The sequence below is a fragment of the Sphingomonas sp. SRI_018 genome (assembly GCF_057586275.1).
Genome location: NZ_JBYCZO010000001.1, coordinates 2,323,414 through 2,347,391 on the forward strand (window position 1 = coordinate 2,323,414; position 23,978 = coordinate 2,347,391).

Here is a 23,978-nt window from a genome sequence, read left to right on the forward strand (position 1 = left end):
CCGGGACATGGAACACGGCGCCATGGCCCGAACCCCCCGCACCAGCGCCTCGTCGCCGACGATCTTCGACGTCGCCCAGCGCGCCGGCGTCTCGCAGATGACCGTGTCGCGCGTCATCAACGGCCGGCACAACGTCTCGGCCGAGACGCGCCAGAAGGTCAACGATATCATCAAGGCGCTGGGCTATGCGCCCAATCCCGCCGCGCGCAGCCTCGCCGGCGCCGACCGGTTGCGCGTCGGCCTGCTCTACAGCAATCCCAGCGCCTTCTTCCTCAGCGAGTTCCTGGTCGGCGGCTTCAGCACCGCCAGCCGCGATGACGTCCAGCTCGTCATCGAGCAATGCGAGGATGAGGGCAAGACCGACGAGAAAACCCTGGTCCAGCGCCTGCTGGCGAAGGAGGTCGACGGCGCGATCCTGCCCCCGCCGCTGTGCGAATCGCCGGTGGTGCTCGCCGCCTTCGCCGAGGCCGGCGTACCGCTCGTCACCATCGCCAGCGGCCACCCGGCGCCCGGTGTCATGTCGGTCGGCATCGACGATCAGGCCGCCGCGCGCGCGATGACGCGGCACCTGATCGCGCTCGGCCACCGCCGCATCGGCTTCGTCAAAGGCAGCCCCCGCCTGCTGGCGAGCGCGGAGCGACTCGCCGGCTATCGCGACGCCTTGGCCGAGGCCGGCATCGAACCCGATCCCGCGCTGATCGTCGAGGGCGAGTTCACCTACCGCTCCGGCCTAGATGCCGCCGAGGAGCTGCTCGCGCTCGACGAGCGGCCGAGCGCGATCTTCGCCAGCAATGACGACATGGCGGCCGCGGTGATCGCGGTCGCGCACGGCGACCGGCTCGACGTGCCGGGCGACCTCAGTGTGGTCGGGTTCGACGACACCGGCTTCGCCACCTCGATCTGGCCCGAACTCACCACCATCCGCCAGCCGATCGGCGAGATGGCGCACAGCGCGCTCGCCATGCTCACGCGCCAGCTCCGCAACGGCAAGCGCAAGCACGAGCCCGAGCAGCGCCTGCTCGACTTCACCCTGATTCGCCGCCAGTCGGATGCCCCGCCGCGCCGCCGTTCGCGCCGGCGATAGGATCTCAACAGGTCGCTTCATCGAGGCGGTCTACCGGTGTCATCTTGCTTTCTCGCTCGTCTTTGTCTAGCGCTAACACAAGGACACGCCGCAAAGGCGGTCATGGCCGGATGGCGAGAGGGGATGATGGGAGAGCTTGCAGCCGACGCGCATGTCCGCTCCGTCCTCGGACGGAGGCAGGTGCTCGGGGGCGCCTCGGCCACCGCGCTGGCCGGGCTTGCCGCACCGGCGGCCGCCGCTTCCCATGACGTCATCGTTTCCACGTCCGGCCGCCGCGGCACGGTGCCCTCGCTCAGCGAAGCGCTCGCGATCGCCGCGCGCGCCGGCGGCGTCCCTTTCACGATCGGTCTCGATCCCGGCACCTATCGCGAGAAGCTGTCCGTCACCGTCCCCAACGTCACGCTGGCCGGAACCGCCCCCGGCGCGGTGATCGCCTTCGCGGCCGGCGCGGCGCTGCCCTCGCCGGAGGGGCGCAACTGGGGCACCAGCGGCTCGGCGGTGCTGACGATCGCCGCGCCCGGCGTCACGCTCCGCAACCTCACCATCTGCAACGACCATCCCTATCTCGCGCAGCCGATGCAGGCAGTGGCGCTCGCCGTCGCCGCTGCGGGCGAGCGCACCCGCATCACCGGCTGCCGCATCGAAGGCTACCAGGACACGCTGCTGATCCAGGCCTCGACCCATGTCGTGGATTGCCGCATCAGCGGCTGCATCGACTTCATCTTCGGCGGCGGCGCGGCCTGGATCGAACGATGCGAGATCGTCAGCCGCTCCGTGCCCAACGCTCCGGCCGGCTACATTGCCGCGCCCAGCACGCACGAGCGCCAGCGCTACGGCCTCGTCTTCGACCGCTGCCGGCTGACCCGCGAGACCGGCGTCCCCGACGGCTCGATCTTCCTCGGCCGGCCATGGCGCGCCGGTGGCAACATGGCGCTGACCGGCCAGGCATCGTTCCTGCGCTGCTGGATGGACGCGCACATCGCGCCCGCCGGCTGGACCTCGATGGGCTACACCGACCCGGCCGGCGTCCGCCGCCAGCTCACGCCGGCGGAGGCCCGCTTCTCCGAATATGGCAGCCGCGGACCGGGGGCCGTCGCCGCCCCAAGCCGCCCCCAACTTGCGGCCGACGCTTATGCGCGAATGACACCGGTATCAATTCTGGGCTGGGGCCCCTGATCGAAACCACGACACAACAAAAAGAGGGAGAGAGAGAATGGACCAAGGCAATTTCGGACGGCGGGCAAGGACGGCCGCCGGACAGGGCGTATCGCTCGCGGCGATCCTGATCGCACTGGGGACGGCGGCACCCGCAGCGGCGCAGACCGGCGTCGGCTCGACGCCCGAGCAGGCGGAGGCCACGGCCGCCCCCGACCAGTCCGGCACCGGCGCGGACACCGTCCAGACCGCCGCCAACGAGACGCCCGCCGACATCATCGTCACCGGCTTCCGCGGCTCGATCCAGTCCTCGCTCAACGAGAAGCGCCAGTCGGACCTCCAGATCGACGTGATCACCGCGGAGGACATTGCCGACTTCCCCGACGCCAACCTCGCCGAATCGCTGCAGCGCCTGCCCGGCGTCTCGATTGACCGCGACAACGGCGAGGGCCGCGGCATCACCGTGCGCGGCCTTGGCGGCGATTTCAACCGCACCCGCCTCAACGGGCTGGAAGCGCTGTCGACTGCCGGCGCCAACGACGCCGGCACCAGCCCCAACCGCAGCCGCTCGTTCGACTACAACACCTTCGCCTCCGAGCTGTTCAGCTCGCTGAAGGTGCAGAAGACCCCCTCGGCCGAGACCGACGAGGGCTCGCTCGGCGCGACGATCGACCTCGAGACCGGCAAGCCCTTCGACTACAAGGGCAGCCGCTTCGCGCTGTCCGGGGAGGGCAGCTACAACGAGAACAGCAAGAAGGTGAATCCGCGCCTCGCCGGCCTGGTCTCGTTCCGGTTCGGCGCCGATAAGCGCATGGGCCTGCTGCTCTCGGCCGCCTACAACCGCACCGAGAACGTCATCGATTCCTACATCCGCTCGCCCGGCCAGTCGGACTATCTCTACCGCAGCAGCCAGTTCGTCGGCGAGGGCGTGCCGCAGCGCGCCGGCTTCTCGGCGCCGGTCGGATCATTGAACTATGCCAACCCGGATGCGACCGCCTTCCAGACCGGATCGGACCCGGCGGCCTACGCCAAGCTCTATCCCGGCGCGCCCTACAACACGCCCGGCCGGTTCGATGATTCAACCGTGCGGATCCCGGCGCTGCCGTCGCTCAACCACCAGCTCGTGCGCAACAACCGCATCGGGCTGACCGGTTCCTATCAATGGGACGTGACGTCGAAGACGCGGCTCACCATCGACGGCCTCTATTCGCGCTTCCGCAACGTCAGCGAGAACGACCAGCTCTCGCCGGTCGGCCTCAACCGCAACAACACCAACGCGGCCTACAACAATGCCTCCGGCCGCCTCGCTCCCGCCACGGCGCGGGGTGCCTATCCGGGCCTGTGCACCTACAACGCCGGCAGCGATCTCGTGCCGGCGCAGGATTGCGGGCAGGAGATGTACGGCACCACGCCGGCCTTCACGACCGCGTTCAACCAGCAGGGACAGGTGGTGCCGGCGGTGCTCGGCACCAACATCTTCAGCACCAATCCCAACAACCTCGATCCTTACGACTATTACAACAATCCGAATTCGGTGGGGTACATCCCGTCGAGCAACGGCCTCGCCTATCGCGGGCAGCTGATCGGCCGCCCGGCGGTCGACGTGCTCGACGCCAACGTCACCAACGGCAACGCCGACTATCTGGTGCTGCGCAACGTCGATATGCGCTCGGCGGTCGACTATTCGGCCTACACCACCACCTTCTGGCAGGGCAGCGCGCGGATCGACCATGAGTTCAGCGACGCCTTCAAGGTGTCGGCGATCTACGGCAAGTCCAAGTCGGTCAACTATCAGACCGGCCTGCTCGCCGAGTTCAACCGCATGGATTCGCCCGAGAATTTCGTCTACGACGACCGCGATCACGGCAAGATGCCGATCCTCGATTTCGGCTTCGACACCACCGATCCCAACAACTGGCAGATGGTGAAGGGCTTCTCCGCCCTCCGCCATTACGAACGCTACGTCCGTAACACCTATGAGGGCGCCAAGGTCGACTTCGACTGGAAGGTCAACGACGAGTTCAACATCGGCTTCGGCGCCACCCGTCGCACCTTCGGCTTCTATACCCAGCAGGCCGAGCGCAACACCGACACGCTCAATCCCACGCTGCTGGAGGCGGGATCGACCACCGCCGCGAACAGCAAGCTCGTCTCGTTCGGCAAGGGGCTGAACGTGCCCGAAGGCACCATCTCGAGCTTCCTGGTGCCCGATCTCGGCAAGATCGACGACCTCATCGGCTTCCAGTGCGACTGCATCAACAAATACGGCGACTTCCGCCTCACCACCAAGCGCAACGGCGGCCAGAACAACTTCGGCGTGAGTGAGAAGGACACCGCCTTCTACCTCGAGTTCGACTTCAACTCCGAGCTGTTCGGCCAGCCGCTGCGCGGCAACGTCGGCACCCGCGTCGCGATCACCGACCTGACCTCGACCGGCACCTCCCAGGCGGGCCGCCCAATCGTCGGACGCAACAAATACACCGACTGGCTGCCGTCGCTGAACATCGTCTACGAGCCGGTCCGGAATTTCTACGTCCGCATCGGCGCCTCGCAGGTGATGGCGCGGCCGCTGCTCGCCAATCTCTCGCCGACGATCACCTCGATCTCCGTTCCCAGCAACGGCGACAACACGGGCGCGTCGATGACGATCGGCAATCCCAAGCTCAGCCCGTTCCGCTCGACCAACTTCGACGTCAGCCTCGAATGGTATTTCACCCGATCGAGCCTGATCTCGATCGCCGGCTTCTCCAAGGACATCTCGTCCTTCCCGCAGACGGTGCTATTCACCGCCCCGCTGTCGCAGTTCGCCGATGCCGACACGATCGCGGCGATCCGCGCGCAATACACCAACCCCAACCAGACCGCCTATATCGACAACAATTACCCGTTTGTGGCGCGCCAGTATCGCGATGCGCCAGGTGGGTATCTGCGCGGCTTCGAGATCAATTTTCAGCAGAACTTCACGTTCCTGCCAGGATTCCTCAAGAACTTCGGCGCGCTGGTGAACTACACCTACATCAAGTCGGAACTGAACTACATCCTCGACCCCGGCACCGCGACGCGGGCGCAGACAACGGGTACGGGCCCCTTCATCGGCGTGTCGCCGCAGGCGCTCAACGGCACGCTGTTCTACGAGGTCCCGGCGTTCCGCGCCCGCGTATCGGTCGCGCATCGCAAGGGCTATGTCTCGCAATATCCGATCGCAGCGGGATCGTGCGGCCCGGGCCTCAGCACCGTCGGCACCGGCACCGCGACCGCGCCGACGGAAAGCGCCGGCTGCGACAGCCCGCTCATCAACGACTTCGTCTACAGCCGTGCGACGACCAACGTCGACGCGTCGCTGAGCTTCAACGTCCTCAAGAATTTCTCGATCACGGTGGAGGGACTCAACCTCACCAACCAGACCACCAACCGCTACGCCTATCAGGGCCGGGAAGCGGTGACCAACTACGGCAGCAGCGGGCGCGTCTACCGCGTCGGCGCGCGGCTGAGCTTTTGATGGTCCTCCCCGGAGAGCCTGCTTCCCGTCGTCCGGCAACGGACGGCGGGGAGCCTTTTCCCCTCGACCGCCGCACCCTGCTGAAGGGCGCCGCGCTGCTGGCGCTGCCGGGCACGGCCTTCGCGCAGCAGCCGCCCTACGGCCCGGCGCCGCGCCCGGGCGAGCCGCCACGCACCGGCGGCGACAACAGCGGCCGCATCGTCCCGCCGCCTCCGCTCGGCTACTGGCCCTATCGCGGCACCAGCGGCCCCGGCCGCCGCGCCACCGTGGCCAGCGCCAGCGGCGGCTGGACCTCGGGCCTGCCCGACGTGCGCTACAAGGGACCGGACACGCCGCCCTACCGGCTCGCGCCCTGGGGCGAGTCGGACAAGGGAACGGCAGTGACGCGAGGGCTGCTGCCCCGCATCCGCCCGCTCCACGACGTCCATATCCGCGACACCATCGTCTGCCTCGGCGGCGACGGCCATTACTACATGACCGGCTCGACCGGCGACAACATCTGGGCGACCAATGACGGCGTCGAGCTGTGGCGCTCGAAGGACCTCATGAGCTGGGACTATCTCGGCCTGGTCTGGTCGATCGAGCGCGACGGCGGCTGGGAGAAGAGCTGGCGGATGCGCGCCGGCGTGCCGTTCCGCGCGCTGTGGGCGCCCGAGATCCATTTCATCCGCGGCAACTACGTCATCTGCCACAGCATGAGCCGCGCCGGCCTCGCCATCCTCAAGAGCACGACCGGCCGCGCGGAAGGCCCCTATGTCCACGCCTTCTCGCCCGACAAGCCGCTCCGCAAGGGCATCGACGCGACGCTGTTCGAGGCGCCGGACGGATCGGTGTGGCTGACCTACGGCTCGGCCGAGGAGATCGTCCGGCTGAAGGACGATCTCTCCGGCTATGCCGGCGAGTGGCAGTCGATGACCAGCGCCGACGGCTGGGATCTCGATCCGTCGCATCATCGCAAGCAATGCGCCGACCAGGGCTATCGTCACTTCGGCTACGAAGGCGCGACGATGTTCGAGCGGAACGGCGTCTACTACCTCGGCGTCGTCGACCGCTACGACGACCGCTATTCCTTCGCCTTCTGGATGTCCGACAAGCCGACCGGCCCGTGGCGCGACCGCCACGAGGGCGCGCCCTGCTGCGGCGGCGGCAACGTGCTGCGCGATGCCGAGGGGCGCTGGTGGCAGACCTTCTTCGGCAACGATGCCTGGAGCCACTTCCGCGAGAAACCCGGGCTCGTGCGGATCGACTTCGACGCCGCAGGCCGCATAGTCGTCGCCGAGGACCAACCGTTCAGGATGACGACATGACCATTTCGCGCCGCGAGACTTTGGGACTGATGGCCACCGCCGGCGTCGCCGCCGCGCTCCCCAAGCGCGCGGAGGCGGCCGCACCGCATCCGCTCACGCTCTGGTACGAGCAGCCGGCCGCCGAATGGACCCAGGCGCTCCCGGTCGGCAACGGCCGGCTCGGCGCGATGGTGTTCGGCGGCGTCGCGCGCGAGCGGCTCCAGCTCAACGAGGGGACATTGTGGGGCGGCGGCCCCCACGACCCGGTCAACCCCGGCGCCCGCGCGGCGCTGCCCAAGCTGCGCGAGATGATCTTCCAGGGCCGCTTCGCCGAGGCGGAGGCCTTCGCCAACGCCAACGTCATGGCCACGCCGATCCGCCAGATGCCCTACCAGGCGCTCGGCGACCTGATTCTCGACTTCCCCGGCCTCGGCGCGCCGACCGGCTACCGCCGCGCGCTCGACCTCGACGCGGCGGTGGCGACCACCCGCTTCACCGCGAACGGCGTGCAGCATGAGCGGGAGGTGCTCGCTTCCGTCCCCGACCGCCTCATCGCGGTCCGTCTCAAGGCCGGCCGCGGCGGCGCGCTCGACGTCGACCTGTCCTTCACCTCGCCGCACAAGTCGGCCTCGGCGCGTGCGGACGGGCATGAGCTGGTGCTGACCGGCACCAACACCGCCGCCCATGGCATCCCCCCGTCGCTGCGCTTCACCGCCCGCGCGCGGGTGCGGGCGAAGGGCGGGACCGTCACCGCGAACGGCGACCGCCTGGTCGTGCGCGGTGCCCGCGAGCTGGTGATCCTGCTGGCGATGGCGACGAGCTTCCGCCGCTTCGGCGACGTGAGCGGCGACCCCGACGCGCTCACCGCCGCTACGCTCGACGCGGCCGGTGCGCGCTCCTTCAAGCGCATCGCCGCCGACGCCGCCGCCGAGCACCGCCGCCTGTTCCGCCGCGTCACGCTCGACCTCGGCACCAGCCCGGCCGCCGCGCTTCCCACCGACCGGCGCGTCCGCGCCGACAACCTCGCGGCCGACCCGAGCCTCGCCACGCTCTACTTTCAGTACGGCCGCTACCTGCTGATCTCCTGCTCGCGCCCGGGCGGGCAGGCGGCGACCCTGCAGGGCCTCTGGAACGACTCCCTCGATCCGCCCTGGGGCTCCAAGTACACGGTCAACATCAACACCGAGATGAACTACTGGCCAGCCGAGGCCGCGAACCTGCCCGAATGCGTCGAGCCGCTGGTCGAGCTGATCCGCGGCATCGCCGAGCGCGGCGCCCACACCGCGCAGGCGATGTACGGCGCGCGCGGCTGGGTATGCCACCACAACACCGACCTGTGGCGCGGCACCGCGCCGATCGACGGCGCCAAATACGGCCTATGGCCGACCGGCGGCGCGTGGCTCTGCACCCATCTCTGGACCCGCTGGGAGTATGGCCGCGACCGGGATTTCCTCGCTGCGGCCTATCCGCTGATGGCCGGCGCCGCCCGCTTCTTCCTCGACACGCTGCAGCGCGATCCCGAGACCGGCTATCTCGTCACCAACCCGTCGCTCAGCCCTGAGAACGGCCACGGCCACGGCTCGTCCTTGTGCGCAGGTCCGACGATGGACATGGCGATCCTGCGCGACCTGTTCGACCAGACGAGCGAAGCCGCGACCATCCTCGGCCGCGACGCCGAGTTCGTCGCCGAGCTGCGCGCCGCCCGCGCCCGCCTCGCTCCTTTCAAGATCGGCGCTGAGGGCCAGCTCCAGGAATGGCAGCAGGATTGGGACGCGGGCGCCGACGACATCCACCACCGCCACGTCAGCCACCTCTACGCGCTCTACCCCTCGCACCAGATCGCGCCGGACACCACGCCCGATCTCGCCGCCGCCGCCCGCCGCAGCCTGGAGATCCGCGGCGACCGCGCGACCGGTTGGGCGACGGCGTGGCGCGCGAACCTCTGGGCAAGGCTGCGCGACGGCGACCACGCCCATTCCATCCTCGCCTTCCTGCTCGGCCCCGAGCGCACCTATCCCAACCTGTTCGACGCCCACCCGCCCTTCCAGATCGACGGCAATTTCGGCGGCGCGGCGGCGGTGATCGAGATGCTGATGCAGAGCCGCGGCGATACCATCGACCTGTTCCCCGCCCTCCCCCGCGCCTGGAGCGACGGCAGCATCACGGGCCTGCGCGCCCGTGGCGGCTGGCAGGTCGACCTCGCCTGGCGCGCAGGGCGCCTGACCCAAGCGACCTTCCGCGCCGACCTCCCCGGCACGCGCACCGTGCTCGCCCACGGCCGCCGCACCCGGATCACGCTGGCCAAGGGCCAGCGGCGCACCCTCACCGCCAGCAGTTTCGAGAAAGGACAGGCATGACCGTCACCAGGCGCGACGCGCTCACCACCGCGCTCGCCGGCACCATGCTGGGCGCGCTGCCGGCACGCGCCGAGACGAAGGACGACGCCTGCGCCCCCTTGCCCACCAACTGGCGCCGCGGCTTCGACAACCAGCGCATCGCCGACCTCGGCGACGGCCGCTTCCTCAACCCGCTGCTGTCGGGCGACCGCCCCGATCCCGCCATCCTCAAGGACGGCGACGACTATTACATGACCTTCTCGAGCTTCGAGAGCTATCCCGGCCTCACCATCTGGCACAGCCGCGACCTCATCAACTGGCAACCGCGCAAGGCCGCCCTCACCAGGAACATTGGCTCGGTCTGGGCGGTAAGCCTGGAGAAGCACAAGGGCCGCTATTTCCTCTACATCCCCGTCAAGGCGAAGCCGAACTCGATCTTCGTCATCTGGGCCGACCATATCGACGGCCCCTGGTCCGATCCGATCGACCTCCACCTCCCCAGCCACATCGACCCGTGCCACGCCGTCGGCGAGGACGGCTCGCGCTGGCTGTTCCTGTCGGGCGGTGACCGCGTCCGCCTATCGGACGACGGCCTCTCCGTCATCGGCAAGCCCGAGCATGTCTACGACCCCTGGCGCTACCCCGACGACTGGGACGTCGAGGGCTTCGCGCCCGAAGGCCCGAAGATCGTCCGCCACGGCGGCTGGTTCTACATGATCACCGCCGTCGGCGGCACCGCCGGCCCGCCGACCGGCCACATGGTGATCGCCGCCCGCTCGCGCTCGATCCACGGGCCCTGGGAGAACGACCCCGCCAACCCCCTCGTCCACACCAAGAGCCGCGACGAGAAATGGTGGTCGCGCGGCCACGCCTCGCTGGTCGAGGCGCCGGACGGCAGCTGGTGGTCGGTCTACCACGGCTATGAGAACGGCTTCTGGACGCTCGGCCGCCAGACGCTGCTCGACCCGATCCGCTGGACCGACGACGGCTGGTTCCGCATGACCGGCGGCGACCTCTCCCAGCCGATCGCCAAGCCCAAGGGCGGCACCGCCCTCCCCCACGGCCAGCCCCTCTCCGACGACTTCCGCACGCTGGAGCTAGGCCGCAGGTGGAACTTCTTCCGCCCCGGCCCCGCCGAACGCGACCGTGCCCGCGTCGACAACGGCGCGCTGGTGCTGACGGCGGTCGGCAAGGCCCCGAGCGACTCCTCCCCCCTGCTGCTCATCGCCGGCGACCCCGCCTACGAGTTCGACTGCGACATCGAGATCGCGCCCGGCGGCACCGCCGGCCTCGTCCTCTTCTACGACGACAAGCTCTACTGCGGCCTCGGCTTCGACGAGCGCAACTTCGTCACCCACCAATACGGCATCGAGCGCGGCCGCCCGAAGAACCCGCACGGCCGCCGCATGCGCATCCGCCTCGCCAACAAGGAACATGTCCTCGCCATCCACACCAGCGGCGACGGCGGCCGCACCTGGCAACGCTTCGACCGCGGCATGGAGGTGTCGGGCTATCACCACAATGTCAGAGGAGGTTTCCTGATGCTCAGACCCGGTCTCTATTCGGCGGGCGCCGGCGCGGCGCGCTTCCGCGATTTCCGGTTCCGCGCGCTGTGATGCTGCTGCTCGCCGCCGCGCTCGCCGCGCAAGCCGCCCCGACGACGACGCCGTCGCCGGCCCAGCCGATCCGCGCCTCCAAGATCGTCCTGGTCGGCGATTCCACCACCGCCGTCGCCGGCGGCTGGGGCGGCGCCTTCTGCGCGGATCACGTCACCTCGTTCGTAGCCTGCGTCAACCTGGCGCGCGGCGGGCGCAGCTCGGGCAGCTACCGCGCCGAGGGTTCATGGGATCTGGCGCTCGCCGAGATGAAGACGCCCGGCTTCGTCAAGACCTGGGTGCTGATCCAGTTCGGCCACAATGACCAGCCCGGCAAGCCCGGCCGCTCGACCGATCTCGCCACCGAATTCCCCGCGAACCTGCGCCGCTACGTCGAGGAGACCCGCGCGGCGGGCGCGATCCCGGTGCTGGTGACCCCGCTCACCCGCCGCACCTTCAAGAACGGCCGGCTGGACCGCGACCTCGATCCCTGGGCCGACGCGGTGCGCAGGGTCGCCGCCGAGCTCAAGGTCCCGCTCGTCGACCTCAACGCGAAGAGCGCCGCCGCGGTGCAGGCGATGGGCGAGGCCGAGGCCGATACGCTCGCCCAGCTCCCCAAGGGCGCCGCGCCGGCCGGCGACACCACCGCGACCGAGGTCAACGACAGCCCCTTCGCCCGGCGCAAGCTGTCGTTCGACCGCACGCACCTGGGCCGCAAGGGCGCCGACTATTTCTCGGCGATGGTCGCGCACGAGCTCGCCATCGCCGCGCCCGACACCGCCCGCCTGCTCTACGAGTGATCGCAGAATGATGATCGCCGACACGCCGCCCGCCGTGCAGCAGCTCGCCTTCCCCGGCGCGGAGGGCGCCGGCCGCTTCGCGCGCGGCGGGCGCGGCGGTAGGGTGATGATCGTCACCACCCTCGCCGACGACGGCCCCGGCTCGCTGCGCGCCGCGATCGAGACGCCGGGCCCCCGCATCATCGTCTTCGCCATCTCGGGCACGATCCGCCTCACCCGCCCGCTCCGCATCCGCGAGGGCCGGGTGACGATCGCCGGCCAGTCGGCCCCCGGCGACGGCATTACGCTCCGCGATCACCCGCTGGAGGTCGCCGCCGACGATGTCGTGATCCGCTACATCCGCTCGCGTCTCGGCGACGAATCCAAATCCGAATCCGACGCGATCTGGATTCTCGGCGGCCGCCGCATCATCCTCGACCATGTCTCGGCGAGCTGGTCGGTCGACGAGACGCTGTCCGCCTCGGCCAACTACACACGGCCCGGCGAAGGCTTCTGGGACTTGACCGTCCAATGGTCGATCATCGCGGATTCGCTCACCCACTCGCTCCATGCCAAGGGCGAGCACGGCTACGGCAGCCTGATCCGCGGCGGGCGCGGCTCGCGGATCAGCTTCCACCATAATCTCTGGGCCAATCACGAAGCGCGGATGCCGCGCCCGGGCAACTACAGCGGCCCTGACGTCGATCCCGAAGGCGCCTTCTTCGATTTCCGCTCGAACGTCTTCTACAACTGGGGCGGCAGCCACTCGGGCTACAACGCCGACAAGGCCACGCTCGCCCGCTACAATTTCGTCGACAACAGTTATCTGAGCGGCCCGGATTCGGACAAGCCGATCGCGTTCAACGAATCCAACACGCTGGCCAAGGCCTATTGGTCGGGCAACAGCATGAACGGCGCCATCCCCGCCGACCAATGGTCGCTGGTGTCGGGCATCCAGCCGGACGGCTATCGCCTGTCCGCACCGCTCGACGTCGCTCCGGTAACCCCCGATCCCGCGCCGTCAGCCTACCCCCGCGTGCTGGCCGAGGCCGGCGCCTCGCGCGTCCGCGACGCGGTCGACCGCCGCGTCGTCGAGGGCGTGCGCACCCGCACTGGCCGCCAGATCGACACCCAGTCGCAGGACGGTGGCTGGCCCGACCTCAAGTCGCTCCCCACGCCGAAGGACAGCGACCACGACGGAATGCCGGACGAATGGGAACGCCGCCACGGCCTCGACCCGCGCCGCGACGACAGCGCGAGCGACCGCGACGGCAACGGCTTCACGGCGATCGAGGATTATCTGAACGAGCTGGCCGGGCCGGCCGGCCCTTGAGGCGACGCCCCACTGTCCCTCTCCCTTTGGGAGAGGGAAGGAGCGCCGGAGGCGCGGGAGGGTGAGGGTGGCTGCGGCCGGCAAGGTCACCCTCACCCTCCCACTCAGGCTACGCCTGAGCGGGCCCCTCCCTCTCCCAATGGGAGAGGTGTGAAGGTACTACCCCTCGCAGTCCGCGCACTTCCCCCGCACCTCGATCACCGGCCGCTCGGGCGAGAATCCCGCCCCCTTCGCCGCCTGCCGCACCGTGCGGGTGATCGCGTCGTCGTCGATGTGCGTGGTCTGCCCGCACACGTCGCAAACCAGGAAGATGCAGTCGTGCAGGCAGTCGGGATGCGCGTTGGCGATATAGGCGTTGGCGCTCTCCACCCGCCGCGCGACATTGGCGCCGACGAACAGGTCGAGGATGCGGTAGACGCTGTTGGCGGCGACGCGGCGCCCCTCCGCCTTCGATACCGCCTCGGCGATGTCATAGGCGGATGCCGGCTTCTCGAACCCGGCCAGCGCCTCGAACACGCGCGAGCGCATCGGCGTCCATTGCTCGCCGGCCCTGGTCAGCGCCGTCTCGGCAGCGCGCGTCAGCGCGGCGCCATGGGGTTCGTGATGATGGTGCGCGGCCATGCCGTGAATGTAGGCTTCCGCAGCCACCGCGGCAAGGCGGGCGGGGGCAGCGGATGCTCCCTACTGTCCCTCTCCCTCTGGGAGAGGGAAGGAGCCGCGAAGCGGCGGGAGGGTGAGGGGGTGACTGCGGCCAGCGAGGTCACCCTCACCCCTCCCACTCGGGCTACGCCCGAGCGGGCCCCTCCCCTCTCCCAATGGGAGAGGGGAAAGAACCGAAGATTACCGCTGCCCGACCAGCCGCGCGACCTCCCGCTCGCCATAGCGGGCACCCTGGACGTCGGTCATGACCTCCCCGATCGCCGCCAATTCCTCCGGCGAGAGGCGGAGGTCGACCGCGGCGACGTTCGCCTCCAGGTTGGCGATCTTGCGCGCGCCCGGGATCGGAACGATGTCGTCGCCCTGCGCCAGCACCCAGGCGAGCGCGAGCTGCGCCGCCGTCACCCCCCGCGCCTCGGCCAGCGCCTTCAGCCGGTCGACCAGCGCGAGGTTCGCCTCCAGATTGCCCTCGGCGAAGCGCGGCAGCCCGGCGCGGAAGTCGTTCTGCTCCAAATCGTCGCGGCTGCGGATGCTGCCGGTCAGGAAGCCGCGCCCCAGCGGGCTGTAGGGCACGAAGCCGATGCCGAGCTCGCGGCAGACGGGCAGCACGTTGTCCTCCACCTCGCGGAACCACAGCGAATATTCGCTCTGCAGCGCGGCGATGGGGTGGACGGCATGGGCCCGCCGCAGCTGGTCGGCGCTCACCTCCGACAGGCCGATCGCGCGCACCTTGCCCTCGCGCACCAGCTCGGCCATGCCGCCGACCGATTCCTCGATCGGCACCGCCGGGTCGGGCCGGTGCAGGTAGAACAGGTCGATCGTGTCGATGCCCAGCCGCCCGAGCGACGCCTCCGCGACCCGCCGCGCATTGGCCGGGCTGCCGTCGAGCCCGGTCGTGCGCTGGAAGCCGATGCCCTGGTCGCCGATGGTGAAGCCGAACTTGGTGGCGATCACCACCCGGTCGCGCACCTCGCGCAGCGCCCGGCCGATGATCTCCTCATTCTCGTAAGGGCCATAGACCTCGGCGGTATCGAACAAAGTGACGCCGAGCTCGACCGCGCGGTGGAGCGTCGCGATCGACGCCGCCTCGTCCTGCCCGCCATAGGCCGCAGTGAAGCCCATGCAGCCGAGGCCGATCGCCGAGACCTGCAGGCTGCCCAATCTACGCTGTTCCATATCGTCCCTCCTCTGGGTGGAGCGGACCCGATGTAGCGCGCTGTCCTGTTCGGATTAGCCGCGCTATGAAGCACATCCTGTTCGATAGGATTGCACAATGGACCGCGACCAGCTGCCGCATCTGACGCTGTTCGCCGCGGTGGTCCGCGCGGGCGGGTTCCGGGCGGCGGCGCGGTCGCTCGGGCTGTCGCCGTCGGCGGTCAGCCACAGCGTCGGCGCGCTGGAGGAGCGGCTGGGCGTGCGGCTGCTCAACCGCTCGACGCGCAGCCTGTCGCTGACCGACGCGGGCCAGCGGCTGCTCGGCCGGCTCGAGCCGGCACTCGCCGAGATCGCGGAAGGGATGCGCGAGGCGCGCGACGCGGACGGCGACCCGTCGGGCCGCGTGCGCGTCACGGCGACGGCGTCGAGCGCCTATATGCTGCTGAGGCCCCACCTTGGCGCGTTCGCCCGGGCCTATCCGTCGATCTCGCTCGACATCATCGTCGAGGACCGCTTCGTCGACATCGTCGCGGAGCGGTTCGACGTCGGCCTGCGCCTGGGCGAATCGCTGCAGCCGGACATGATCGCGGTGCGCATCGGCCCGCCGCAGCGCTTCACCATCGTCGCGTCGCCCGACTATCTCGCGCGCCACGGCCGCCCGGCGACGCTCGAGGCGCTGGCCGAGCACCGCTGTATCCAGCGCCGCTTCACCGGCGGCAACGTCTATGCCTGGGAAGTCGAGCGCGACGGCGCGGAGGTCACGTTGTCCGACATGGTGGCGGCGATGACCACCAACGACGACCAGCTCGCCTATCAGGCGGCGCTCAGCGGCGCGGGGATCGCCTTCCTCTACGAGGCACGCATCGCCGACGATCTCGCCGCCGGCCGGCTGGTCGAGCTGTTCCCCGACCATTGCCCGCCGTTCCCCGGCTTCTTCCTCTACCACCTCAGCCGCCGCCAGGTGCGGCCGGCGGTGCGGGCATTCATCGACTTCTTCGTCGCGGCCAATCGGGCGGCGGCGACGTCGGCGCGGTAGATCACAAATCAAAAACGAGAGCGACCGCCAACGCCCCAATAGCGGACGTCAACTCGTCGCAGTATCAGAGGTCATGGCCGAAAGAATCCTTCCATGGCTCGCCGGACTTGCGTGCCTTCTGAGCCTCTTTTTCAGCATCAGCTCGGTCTGTGTTGCCCTTGCGATGTGGCCTGGCGTTCTTCTCCAGAGTGCTGGCGCCTTCGTTATCCGATGCGCTCTCCTTCTGCTCGGGCCCATCCAGTTGTTGGCCATAGCGCGAAATAAGTTCCTACTGGCGTTGGCGCTCTTCCTCGCCGGATTGAGCGTCCTTGTGGTACTTAATTTATCGTCGGTTCAGATTGGCCCGAGCGTGTGCGCATGGGGACCATATGGCGGGTTGTTCGACTGCGGGCTTCCTACTGCTGCGAGCAATGGTAACTAACCACCAATCTGGCCGCTCGATCTTACGAATCTAAAGCCTAGATCACCGCCCGCCGGTTGAGGTCGTGCCCCAGCGCGAGCAACCCCACGCCGACCAGCGTGTAGAAGGTCTCGGCCCCGTCGTGCGGCAGCGACAACGCCCCCGCCATCACGCCGATCCCGAGCGCCCCGATCGCCGACGGCATCATATAGCCGTGCGCGAACATCCCCCGCCCCAGCGCCAGCGCGCCGAGCAGGATCGCGACCATCAGCCCCACCTCATGGATCCACGGCGCGAGCAGCAGCCCGCCCGCGGTCGAGGCCAGCGCGAGCAGCACCGACGTCGCCAGGCAATGCACCATGCACAGCCCGCTGAGCCCGATCGCCCAGCGATCGAGGCCATGGAACCAGCTTGAGCGGGACGCGAACGCCATGATCGCCGCCATCTATGCTCATTGAGGGCAAGTTACAACATCACATCCGCAGATTCCCGTCCGGGCATCGGCCTTAGGGTCGATCGTTGCGGCTATGCGGCGGTTAACGCTGTGCAATTTCCCGTCCTGTGCTAGGGGGACGCCGGGGCGAAAGGATCCGAACGACGATGTGTGGCATTGCAGGCTGGTATGCGCGGGGCGCCGCGAGCGTGACGCATGCCGTCGTCGCCGCGCAGTGCCGCACGATCCGGCACCGCGGCCCCGACGACGAGGGCATCCTGGTCGACGGCGACTTCGGCTTCGGGATGCGCCGGCTCAGCATCATCGACATCGCCGGCGGCCACCAGCCGATCGAGAGCCCCGACGGCCGCTACGCCATCGTCTTCAACGGCGAGATCTACAACCATCTCGACCTGCGCCGCGAGCTCGCCCCGCTCGGCCACGCCTTCCGCACCCACAGCGATACCGAGACCATCCTCGCCGCCTTCCGCCAATGGGGCGACGCGGCATGGCAGCGCCTCGACGGCATGTTCGCCGCCGCGATCTGGGACCGGGCCGAACGCCGCCTGACGCTCGCCCGCGACCCGCTCGGCATCAAGCCGCTCTATATCACCCGCCAGAACGGCGGCCTCGCCTTTGCCTCGGAGCTCAAGGCGCTGCTGCCGCTCCCCGGCCACCGTTTCGACGTCGACCCGCGCGCAGCCCACGACGTCTTCAGCTTCGGCCACATCCGCACCGACCGCTCGATCTATGCCGAGGTCGCGACGCTGCCCCCCGGCCACCTCCTCACCATCGGCGCCGAGGGCGAGGCCGAGATCCGCCCCTATTGGCGCCCCGCCTACCATCAGGCCCCCAGGCTCAGCGACGCCGACTGGATCGAGGCGATGCGCGAGCACCTGCTCAAGACGGTCGAGCGCCACCTCCTCGCCGACGTCGAGGTCGGCGCCTTCCTCTCGGGCGGAATCGATTCCTCCGCGGTGGTCGCCGCCATGGCCCGCCTCACCGGCGCCCCGGTCAAGACCTTCACCATCGGCTTCCCCGTCGAGCGCTACAACGAGGCCCCCTATGCTGAGGCGGTCGCCCGCCACCTCGGCACCGCCCACACCACCCGCATCGTCGACCTCGCCGCCGCCCGCGAGCTGCTGCCCGAACTCCAGCGCTGCTACGACGAGCCTTTCGCCGATCCCTCCGCGGTCCCGACCTGGTACCTCAGCCGCCTCGCCCGCGAGCAGGTCAAGGTCGTCCTGTCCGGCGACGGCGGCGACGAGCTGTTCATGGGCTACAAGCGCCACCTCACCGAGCGCGCGGTCGGCCGCATGCCCGCCCTCGCCCGCCACGCCGCGCGCGGCATCCTCTCGCTGCCGCCGACCCCGGTCCGCCGGTGGAACCGCGTGCTGCAGCGCTGGCAGAAGGCGGTCGGCACCGCCGGCCTCCCCGACGGCGCCAGCCGCTTCTTCGCCAAGACCCAGATCACCTCCATGGGCTTGCGCGAACGCGTCCTCGACCCCGAGCTGTTCGCCGAATTCGACGGCCCGGGCGCCTACGAGCGCCTGCGCGACGAATATTTCCCCGATCCCGCCGCGACGATCTCCCCCGACGGGCTCGACCAGTTCGCCTACGCCGACCTCACGCTCAACCTGCCCTGCGCGATGCTGACCAAGGTCGACCGCGCCAGCATGGCCAATTCGCTCGAGGTGCGCGTCCCCCTCTTGAGCCCGGTGTTCGTCGACTGGGCGATGGGCGTGCCGCAGGACATGAAGGTCCGCGGCAAGACCGGCAAGTACATCCTGCGCGAGGCGATCAAGCCCTGGGTGCCCGACGGCATCGTCGATCGCCGCAAGCAGGGCTTCCAGATCCCGCTCGCCGAATGGTTCGACGGCGACTTCGGCGACTACGCCCGCGAGCTGTGGCACGACAGCGGCGCCGCGGACCTCGGCTTCCTCCGGAGCGGCGAGGTCGACGCCCTGTTCGCCGAGCACCGCGAGGGCAAGCGCGACCACGGCCGCTTCCTCTATGCGCTGTCGATGTTCAGTCTGTGGTGGACCGACCGCAAGGCTGCGCCGGTGGAAGCGCCGGCGCCGGTGGCGGTCACGCCGCGAACCCCGGCGGTCGCGGCGAACGATCCCCTCCCGGCGGCGCCCGGCCGGCGCCTCGCCACCTTCGGCCGCGCCGCGGCGATGGCGGCGATGCTGTTCCTCGGCTGGGGCGTGCACGATGTCGTCGGTCCGGTGTTCCGCGCGCCCGCCCAGGCATCGAGCTTCGTCGACGAGGCGGTGATGAGCCACCGCGCCACGCTGCTCCGCGCCGCGATGCGCCTCGAGCCCGGCGTCGCCGCCTTCGATCGCACGGCCATGGAAAGGGCGACCGGCATCGCCATGCCCGCGCTGCCCGCCGGCTGGAAGCTGCTCGACGTCCAGGTCTATCCCTCCGCCGGAGGCCCCAGCATCGGCCTCGCCGTCCAGTCGGAGCGCGGCGAGCGCTTCTCGATCTTCGGCATGAAGGCCGAGACCCCCGGCGGCCCGACACCCGCGCTCGACAAGCGCCTCGACGACCAGGTCGCCTATTGGGAAGAGGGCCACCTCGCCTTCGCCGTCGTCGGCACGCTCGAAGCGAAGCGCCTGCTCCAGCTCGCCGCGATGCTCGAACCGGCCCGTCCCGCCGCCAAGACGATCACCTGAACTAAGCCCGGGTTCGATCAGGTTGAATCAAGCCCGCCTTCAGGGGAGGGGCTTAAGCGGCTCGCGACCCCAAGCGGGAAACGGGGGTGGGCGAAGCCCACCCCCGAGGGGCCTCTTACAGGCCGTCGACGGCCTTGCTCACCAGGATATTCACCGCGACGCGGCGGTTCTGCGCCTTGCCGTCGGGTGTATCGTTGCTTGCCGCCGGATCCGCCTCGGCCATCCCGGTGGGGGTCAGCATGCGATACGGCTTCCAGTGGCAGGCCTGCTGGAGATAGTTGACGACCTTCGCGGCCCGCCTCTCGCTGAGGGTCTGGTTGAAATCCTGGCTTCCCGTCGAATCGGTGTAACCGACGACGAGCAGCAGGGCATTGTCCATCGCCTCGGCCGAAGTCGCCGCGGCGCAGAGATCGGCTTTCGCCTGCTCGGACAGCACCGCCTTGCCGGTGTCGAAATTCACGTTGGTCGTGCCTTTGACATTATACTGGTCGATGTCACCGACGCGCCCGCGCAGCGCTTCCGTTGCCGCGGTCTGGTCCGCAAAGCCCTGTTCGGTGCCGTTGCGGATCATCGACGCGGTCCTGAGGTCCTTGTTCTTGAGCGCGATCTGGCTCGCGACCAGGCCGTCCGCCCATTGCACCGTCTTGACGCTGACCGGCAGGCCGTTGAGCAGCGAGTCCGCGGCCAGCTTGTCGCGATCGAGGCCCAGGAAGCCTCCGCTCGACTTGATCTTGGTTCCTTCGCTGAGGAAGACCATCGTCTTCGTGCCGCCGGCGGTCGTGACCTGCATCTTCCCGTCCTTGCGCGCGGAGATGAAGCCTTCGACCTCGGGTCCCTCCGGCATGCCGGACAGGTCGGCCGGCGCCGAGGCGCTCACGGTTATGTCCGGAGATGGCTCGCTCGGGGCCGGCTGCTCCTGCGCATACAGGCTGGCCGAGCCGGCAGACGCAGCAAGCAGCAACAGAATTCTCGAGCTTTTGGAAAGGACACTCATTGCATTGCTCCTTCAAATTCGATCAATCAAGCCCAAGTGATCGCAGCTCGCCGTCCGATCGCCGTCGTCGTGATACGGTATTCGGCTGTCGGAACCCGCTCCATCAATCTTCATCTGGATGTGCGTCTCATAGCTGTACCTGAGCACTAGGGACTTTCAGCGTGTTGAGCCCAACCTTGCGGGCACATGAACACTTCCGAGACCTCTGTTCGGCGGGCCGACAGTTCGAGTGTCTCCTGCGGCGAACCGATGTACGCTGCGCCGCACCAATGGACGCACCCCGCCGCCACGACATCCTCGCCCCCACACCCTTCCCCCTCACCCCCCACCCTGCTATCGGCCCCCTCGACTCTCGCATCCGCCCGTCCGGGCGCGCCTCGCGCGAGTGGCTCCGCCGGCCAACCGGCGCGTCGCTCGTCTCCCCGCCGCGCTCCCGCGACTGGCCGCAACTGGAAAGGACCCGCCGCCCATGACCGCGATCGGCCAGGACACGCTCGCCACCCGCTCCACGCTCACCGTCGGCGGCAAGAGCTACGACTATTACTCCCTGGCCAAGGCGGCCGAGCAGCTCGGCGACATCTCCCGCCTGCCCTTCTCGATGAAGGTGCTGCTCGAGAACATGCTGCGCTTCGAGGACGGCAAGACCGTCACGCCCGAGGATGCCAAGGCGATCGTCGACTGGCAGAACAACCCGGTCGCTCCTGACCGCGAGATCCAGTACCGCCCCGCGCGCGTCCTCATGCAGGACTTCACCGGCGTCCCCTGCGTCGTCGACCTCGCCGCGATGCGCGACGCGATCACCAAGCTCGGCGGCGACGCGGCCAAGATCAATCCGCAGGTCCCCGTCCACCTCGTCATCGATCACTCGGTGATGGTCGACGAGTTCGGCACGCCCAAGGCATTCGAGGACAACGTCAACCTCGAGTACCAGCGCAACGGCGAGCGCTACGAGTTCCTGAAATGGGGATCGAAGGCGCTCGACAACTTCCAGGTGGTGCCGCCGGGCACCGGCATCTGCCACCAGGTCAACCTCGAATACATCGGCCGCGGCGTGTGGTCGTCCAAGGCGGAGGACGGCAAGGAGATCGCCTACCCCGACACGCTGGTTGGCACCGACAGCCACACCACGATGATCAACGGCCTGGGCGTGCTCGGCTGGGGTGTCGGCGGCATCGAGGCGGAGGCGGCGATGCTCGGCCAGCCGGTGTCGATGCTGATCCCCGAGGTGATCGGCTTCAAGCTGACCGGCGCGCTCAAGGAGGGCATCACCGCGACCGACCTGGTGCTGACGGTGACGCAGATGCTGCGCGCCAAGGGCGTGGTCGGCCGCTTCGTCGAATTCTACGGCCCCGGCCTCGCCACCATGAGCCTCGCCGACCGCGCGACGATCGGCAACATGGCGCCCGAATATGGCGCGACCTGCGGCTTCTTCCCGATCGACGACAAGACGCTCGACTATATGCGCCTGACCGGCCGCCCGGACGACGAGATCGCGCTGGTCGAGGCCTATTGCCGGGCGCAGGGCATGTGGCACGACGCCGGCTCGCCCGACCCGGTGTTCACCGATACGCTCGAGCTCGACATGGGCGAGGTCACCGCGTCGCTCGCCGGGCCGAAGCGCCCGCAGGACCGCGTGTCGCTGAACAAGGTCGACGAGGTGTTCAACGGCGACCTGTTCAAGGTCTACAAGAAGGAGCGCCCGGCGCGCGTGCCGGTCGACGAGCGCGGGCACGACATCGGCGACGGCGACGTGGTGATCGCCGCGATCACCTCGTGCACCAACACCTCCAACCCCTCGGTGCTGATCGCCGCCGGCCTGGTCGCCCGCAAGGCGCGCGAGAAGGGGCTGAAGCCGAAGCCCTGGGTCAAGACCTCGCTGGCGCCGGGCTCGCAGGTCGTCACCGACTATCTGGTCAAGTCGGGGCTCCAGTCCGATCTCGACGCGATCGGCTTCAACCTGGTCGGCTATGGCTGCACCACCTGCATCGGCAACTCGGGCCCGCTGGCCGAGCCGATCTCGAAGGCGATCAACGGCAACGACATCGTCGCCGCCTCGGTCCTCTCGGGCAACCGCAACTTCGAGGGTCGCGTCTCGCCGGACGTGCGCGCCAACTTCCTCGCCTCGCCGCCGCTGGTCGTCGCCTATGCGCTGAAGGGCACCGTGACCGAGGACATGGTCGAGACGCCGATCGGCCAGGGCTCGGACGGGCAGGATGTCTACCTCAAGGACATCTGGCCCACCAATGACGAAGTCCGCTCGCTGATCGACACCAGCGTGAGCGACGACATGTTCCGCTCCCGCTACGCGAATGTCTATCACGGCGACAACCACTGGCGCCAAATCGACGTCACCGGATCGGACACTTACACATGGCGCGCGGGCAGCACCTACATCGCCAACCCGCCCTATTTCGAAGGCATGACGATGGAGCCTGCCCCCGTCGGCGACATCGTCGAGGCGCGCGCGCTGGCGATCCTGGGCGATTCGATCACCACCGACCACATCTCCCCCGCCGGCAGCATCAAGGCCGACAGCCCGGCCGGCATCTACCTGCAGGAGCATCAGGTCGCCAAGGCCGACTTCAACAGCTACGGCGCGCGGCGCGGCAACCATGAGGTGATGATGCGCGGCACCTTCGCCAACATCCGCATCAGGAACGAGATGGTGCCGGGCGTCGAGGGCGGCATGACCAAGTACCACGACCAGGTCATGCCGATCTACGACGCGGCGATGCGCTACAAGGCCGACGGCGTCCCGCTGGTGGTGGTCGCCGGCAAGGAATACGGCACCGGCTCGTCGCGCGACTGGGCGGCGAAGGGCACCAATCTCCTTGGCGTGCGGGCGGTGATCACCGAGAGCTTCGAACGCATCCACCGCTCCAACCTGGTCGGCATGGGCGTGCTCCCGCTCCAGTTCGCCGAGGGCATCACCCGCGAGACGCTGAAGCTCGACGGCACCGAGACCTTCACCATCACCGACGTCGCCGGCATCCGCCCGCGCCAGGAGGTCGAGGTCAAGCTGACGCGCGCCGACGGCTCGACCGAGACGTTCAAGACGCGCTGCCGGATCGATACCGTCAACGAGCTGGAGTATTTCCTCAACGGCGGCATCCTCCAGTACGTGCTGCGGAAGCTGGCGGCGTGAGCATCGCGCGGCGCGGGGCGATCGCGGGCGGCCTGGCCCTCGCGCTCGCCGGCCGCGCCGCCTTCGCCGCGGGAGACGGGCAAATGTACGGCATGATCGGCAAGATCGCCGCCAAGCCGGGCCAGCGCACCGCGCTGCTCGAGCTGCTGCTCCAGGGCTCGGCCGACATGCCGGGCTGCATCAGCTACATCGTCGCCGAGGACGTGCGCGACCCGGACGCGATCTGGGTGACCGAGGTGTGGGACAGCGAGGCGAGCCACAAGGCCTCGCTCCAGCTGCCGCAGGTGAAGGCGGCGATGCCGCTGATCGCCGGCTTCGACACCGCCGCGACCACCCGGCCGGTGGGCGGCAAGGGGCTTTAGGATTGATCGATCCGGTTTGAAGCTGCTGTTCCCCGGCGAAGGCCGGCGCCC

General features: G+C 69.1%; 16 protein-coding genes. 12 read left to right on the top strand and 4 right to left on the bottom strand.

Annotated features, from left to right (window positions below; translation table 11 throughout):
* Positions 1-22: 22 nt before the first annotated feature.
* The 8 genes from AC2YHA_RS10825 to AC2YHA_RS10860 all read left to right on the top strand — a co-directional run bounded on the left by AC2YHA_RS10825 (position 23) and on the right by AC2YHA_RS10860 (position 13,067).
* Positions 23-1,084 carry a LacI family DNA-binding transcriptional regulator gene (locus tag AC2YHA_RS10825; RefSeq protein ID WP_233785386.1) on the top strand — a complete coding sequence of 354 codons (1,062 nt, stop codon included), beginning with the start codon at positions 23-25 and terminating at the stop codon, positions 1,082-1,084.
* Between the two features lie 123 nt (positions 1,085-1,207).
* Positions 1,208-2,260: a pectinesterase family protein gene (locus AC2YHA_RS10830; protein ID WP_487401507.1), complete on the top strand. Its 1,053-nt coding sequence runs from the start codon at positions 1,208-1,210 to the stop codon at positions 2,258-2,260.
* 37 nt (positions 2,261-2,297) lie between these two features.
* A complete protein-coding gene (locus tag AC2YHA_RS10835; RefSeq protein ID WP_487401508.1) occupies positions 2,298-5,738 on the top strand; it encodes a TonB-dependent receptor domain-containing protein in 3,441 nt (1,146 codons plus the stop codon).
* A complete protein-coding gene (locus tag AC2YHA_RS10840; protein WP_487401509.1) occupies positions 5,738-7,045 on the top strand; it encodes a family 43 glycosylhydrolase in 1,308 nt (435 codons plus the stop codon). The genes AC2YHA_RS10835 and AC2YHA_RS10840 overlap by 1 nt, the downstream gene beginning before the upstream one ends.
* A complete protein-coding gene (locus AC2YHA_RS10845; RefSeq protein WP_487401510.1) occupies positions 7,042-9,381 on the top strand; it encodes a glycoside hydrolase family 95 protein in 2,340 nt (779 codons plus the stop codon). The genes AC2YHA_RS10840 and AC2YHA_RS10845 overlap by 4 nt, the downstream gene beginning before the upstream one ends.
* Positions 9,378-10,976, top strand: a complete 1,599-nt coding sequence (locus AC2YHA_RS10850) for a family 43 glycosylhydrolase (RefSeq protein ID WP_487401511.1) — start codon at positions 9,378-9,380, stop codon at positions 10,974-10,976. The genes AC2YHA_RS10845 and AC2YHA_RS10850 overlap by 4 nt, the downstream gene beginning before the upstream one ends.
* Complete coding sequence (locus AC2YHA_RS10855) at positions 10,976-11,755, top strand: rhamnogalacturonan acetylesterase (protein ID WP_487401512.1); 780 nt, start codon at positions 10,976-10,978, stop codon at positions 11,753-11,755. The genes AC2YHA_RS10850 and AC2YHA_RS10855 overlap by 1 nt, the downstream gene beginning before the upstream one ends.
* Positions 11,756-11,762: 7 nt before the next feature.
* Entirely contained in the window at positions 11,763-13,067 is a 1,305-nt protein-coding gene (locus AC2YHA_RS10860) for a pectate lyase family protein (protein ID WP_487401513.1), read from the top strand.
* A gap of 159 nt (positions 13,068-13,226) precedes the next feature.
* Here the strand turns inward: AC2YHA_RS10860 and AC2YHA_RS10865 are convergent, their stop codons facing one another.
* Both AC2YHA_RS10865 and AC2YHA_RS10870 read right to left on the bottom strand, forming a co-directional pair.
* The gene (locus AC2YHA_RS10865; RefSeq protein ID WP_233785378.1) at positions 13,227-13,688 is read right to left on the bottom strand and encodes a Fur family transcriptional regulator; all 462 of its coding nucleotides are present in this window, start codon (positions 13,686-13,688) and stop codon (positions 13,227-13,229) included.
* Positions 13,689-13,907: 219 nt separating this feature from the next.
* Positions 13,908-14,900 carry an aldo/keto reductase gene (locus tag AC2YHA_RS10870; RefSeq protein WP_487401514.1) on the bottom strand — a complete coding sequence of 331 codons (993 nt, stop codon included), beginning with the start codon at positions 14,898-14,900 and terminating at the stop codon, positions 13,908-13,910.
* A gap of 97 nt (positions 14,901-14,997) precedes the next feature.
* Here AC2YHA_RS10870 and AC2YHA_RS10875 point away from each other — a divergent pair, with 97 nt between their 5' ends.
* A complete protein-coding gene (locus AC2YHA_RS10875; protein ID WP_487401515.1) occupies positions 14,998-15,915 on the top strand; it encodes a LysR family transcriptional regulator in 918 nt (305 codons plus the stop codon).
* Between the two features lie 458 nt (positions 15,916-16,373).
* On the opposite strand, the gene AC2YHA_RS10880 is transcribed toward AC2YHA_RS10875, so the two are convergent.
* Positions 16,374-16,748: a MerC domain-containing protein gene (locus tag AC2YHA_RS10880; RefSeq protein WP_487401516.1), complete on the bottom strand. Its 375-nt coding sequence runs from the start codon at positions 16,746-16,748 to the stop codon at positions 16,374-16,376.
* A gap of 167 nt (positions 16,749-16,915) precedes the next feature.
* Here AC2YHA_RS10880 and asnB point away from each other — a divergent pair, with 167 nt between their 5' ends.
* A complete protein-coding gene (gene asnB / locus AC2YHA_RS10885; protein WP_487401517.1) occupies positions 16,916-19,426 on the top strand; it encodes an asparagine synthase (glutamine-hydrolyzing) in 2,511 nt (836 codons plus the stop codon).
* A 115-nt stretch (positions 19,427-19,541) separates the two neighbouring features.
* On the opposite strand, the gene AC2YHA_RS10890 is transcribed toward asnB, so the two are convergent.
* Positions 19,542-20,420 (bottom strand): OmpA family protein, encoded by an 879-nt coding sequence (locus AC2YHA_RS10890; RefSeq protein ID WP_233785372.1) that lies wholly within the window; start codon positions 20,418-20,420, stop codon positions 19,542-19,544.
* 469 nt (positions 20,421-20,889) lie between these two features.
* Here AC2YHA_RS10890 and acnA point away from each other — a divergent pair, with 469 nt between their 5' ends.
* Positions 20,890-23,565, top strand: coding sequence for an aconitate hydratase AcnA (gene acnA, locus AC2YHA_RS10895; RefSeq protein ID WP_487401518.1), 2,676 nt, complete (start codon positions 20,890-20,892; stop codon positions 23,563-23,565).
* Positions 23,562-23,927: an antibiotic biosynthesis monooxygenase family protein gene (locus AC2YHA_RS10900; protein ID WP_487401519.1), complete on the top strand. Its 366-nt coding sequence runs from the start codon at positions 23,562-23,564 to the stop codon at positions 23,925-23,927. Before acnA ends, AC2YHA_RS10900 begins: the two co-directional genes overlap by 4 nt.
* Positions 23,928-23,978 lie beyond the last annotated feature (51 nt).

Coding starts and splice junctions, on each gene's coding strand:
- AC2YHA_RS10875 (WP_487401515.1), top strand. CDS start 14,998: ATGGACCGCGACCAGCTGCCGCATCTGACGCTGTTCGCCGCGGTGGTC.
- asnB (WP_487401517.1), top strand. CDS start 16,916: ATGTGTGGCATTGCAGGCTGGTATGCGCGGGGCGCCGCGAGCGTGACG.
- AC2YHA_RS10845 (WP_487401510.1), top strand. CDS start 7,042: ATGACCATTTCGCGCCGCGAGACTTTGGGACTGATGGCCACCGCCGGC.
- AC2YHA_RS10860 (WP_487401513.1), top strand. CDS start 11,763: ATGATGATCGCCGACACGCCGCCCGCCGTGCAGCAGCTCGCCTTCCCC.
- AC2YHA_RS10880 (WP_487401516.1), bottom strand. CDS start 16,748: ATGGCGTTCGCGTCCCGCTCAAGCTGGTTCCATGGCCTCGATCGCTGG.
- AC2YHA_RS10850 (WP_487401511.1), top strand. CDS start 9,378: ATGACCGTCACCAGGCGCGACGCGCTCACCACCGCGCTCGCCGGCACC.
- acnA (WP_487401518.1), top strand. CDS start 20,890: ATGACCGCGATCGGCCAGGACACGCTCGCCACCCGCTCCACGCTCACC.
- AC2YHA_RS10825 (WP_233785386.1), top strand. CDS start 23: ATGGCCCGAACCCCCCGCACCAGCGCCTCGTCGCCGACGATCTTCGAC.
- AC2YHA_RS10865 (WP_233785378.1), bottom strand. CDS start 13,688: ATGGCCGCGCACCATCATCACGAACCCCATGGCGCCGCGCTGACGCGC.
- AC2YHA_RS10855 (WP_487401512.1), top strand. CDS start 10,976: ATGCTGCTGCTCGCCGCCGCGCTCGCCGCGCAAGCCGCCCCGACGACG.
- AC2YHA_RS10890 (WP_233785372.1), bottom strand. CDS start 20,420: ATGAGTGTCCTTTCCAAAAGCTCGAGAATTCTGTTGCTGCTTGCTGCG.
- AC2YHA_RS10870 (WP_487401514.1), bottom strand. CDS start 14,900: ATGGAACAGCGTAGATTGGGCAGCCTGCAGGTCTCGGCGATCGGCCTC.
- AC2YHA_RS10830 (WP_487401507.1), top strand. CDS start 1,208: ATGATGGGAGAGCTTGCAGCCGACGCGCATGTCCGCTCCGTCCTCGGA.
- AC2YHA_RS10835 (WP_487401508.1), top strand. CDS start 2,298: ATGGACCAAGGCAATTTCGGACGGCGGGCAAGGACGGCCGCCGGACAG.
- AC2YHA_RS10840 (WP_487401509.1), top strand. CDS start 5,738: ATGGTCCTCCCCGGAGAGCCTGCTTCCCGTCGTCCGGCAACGGACGGC.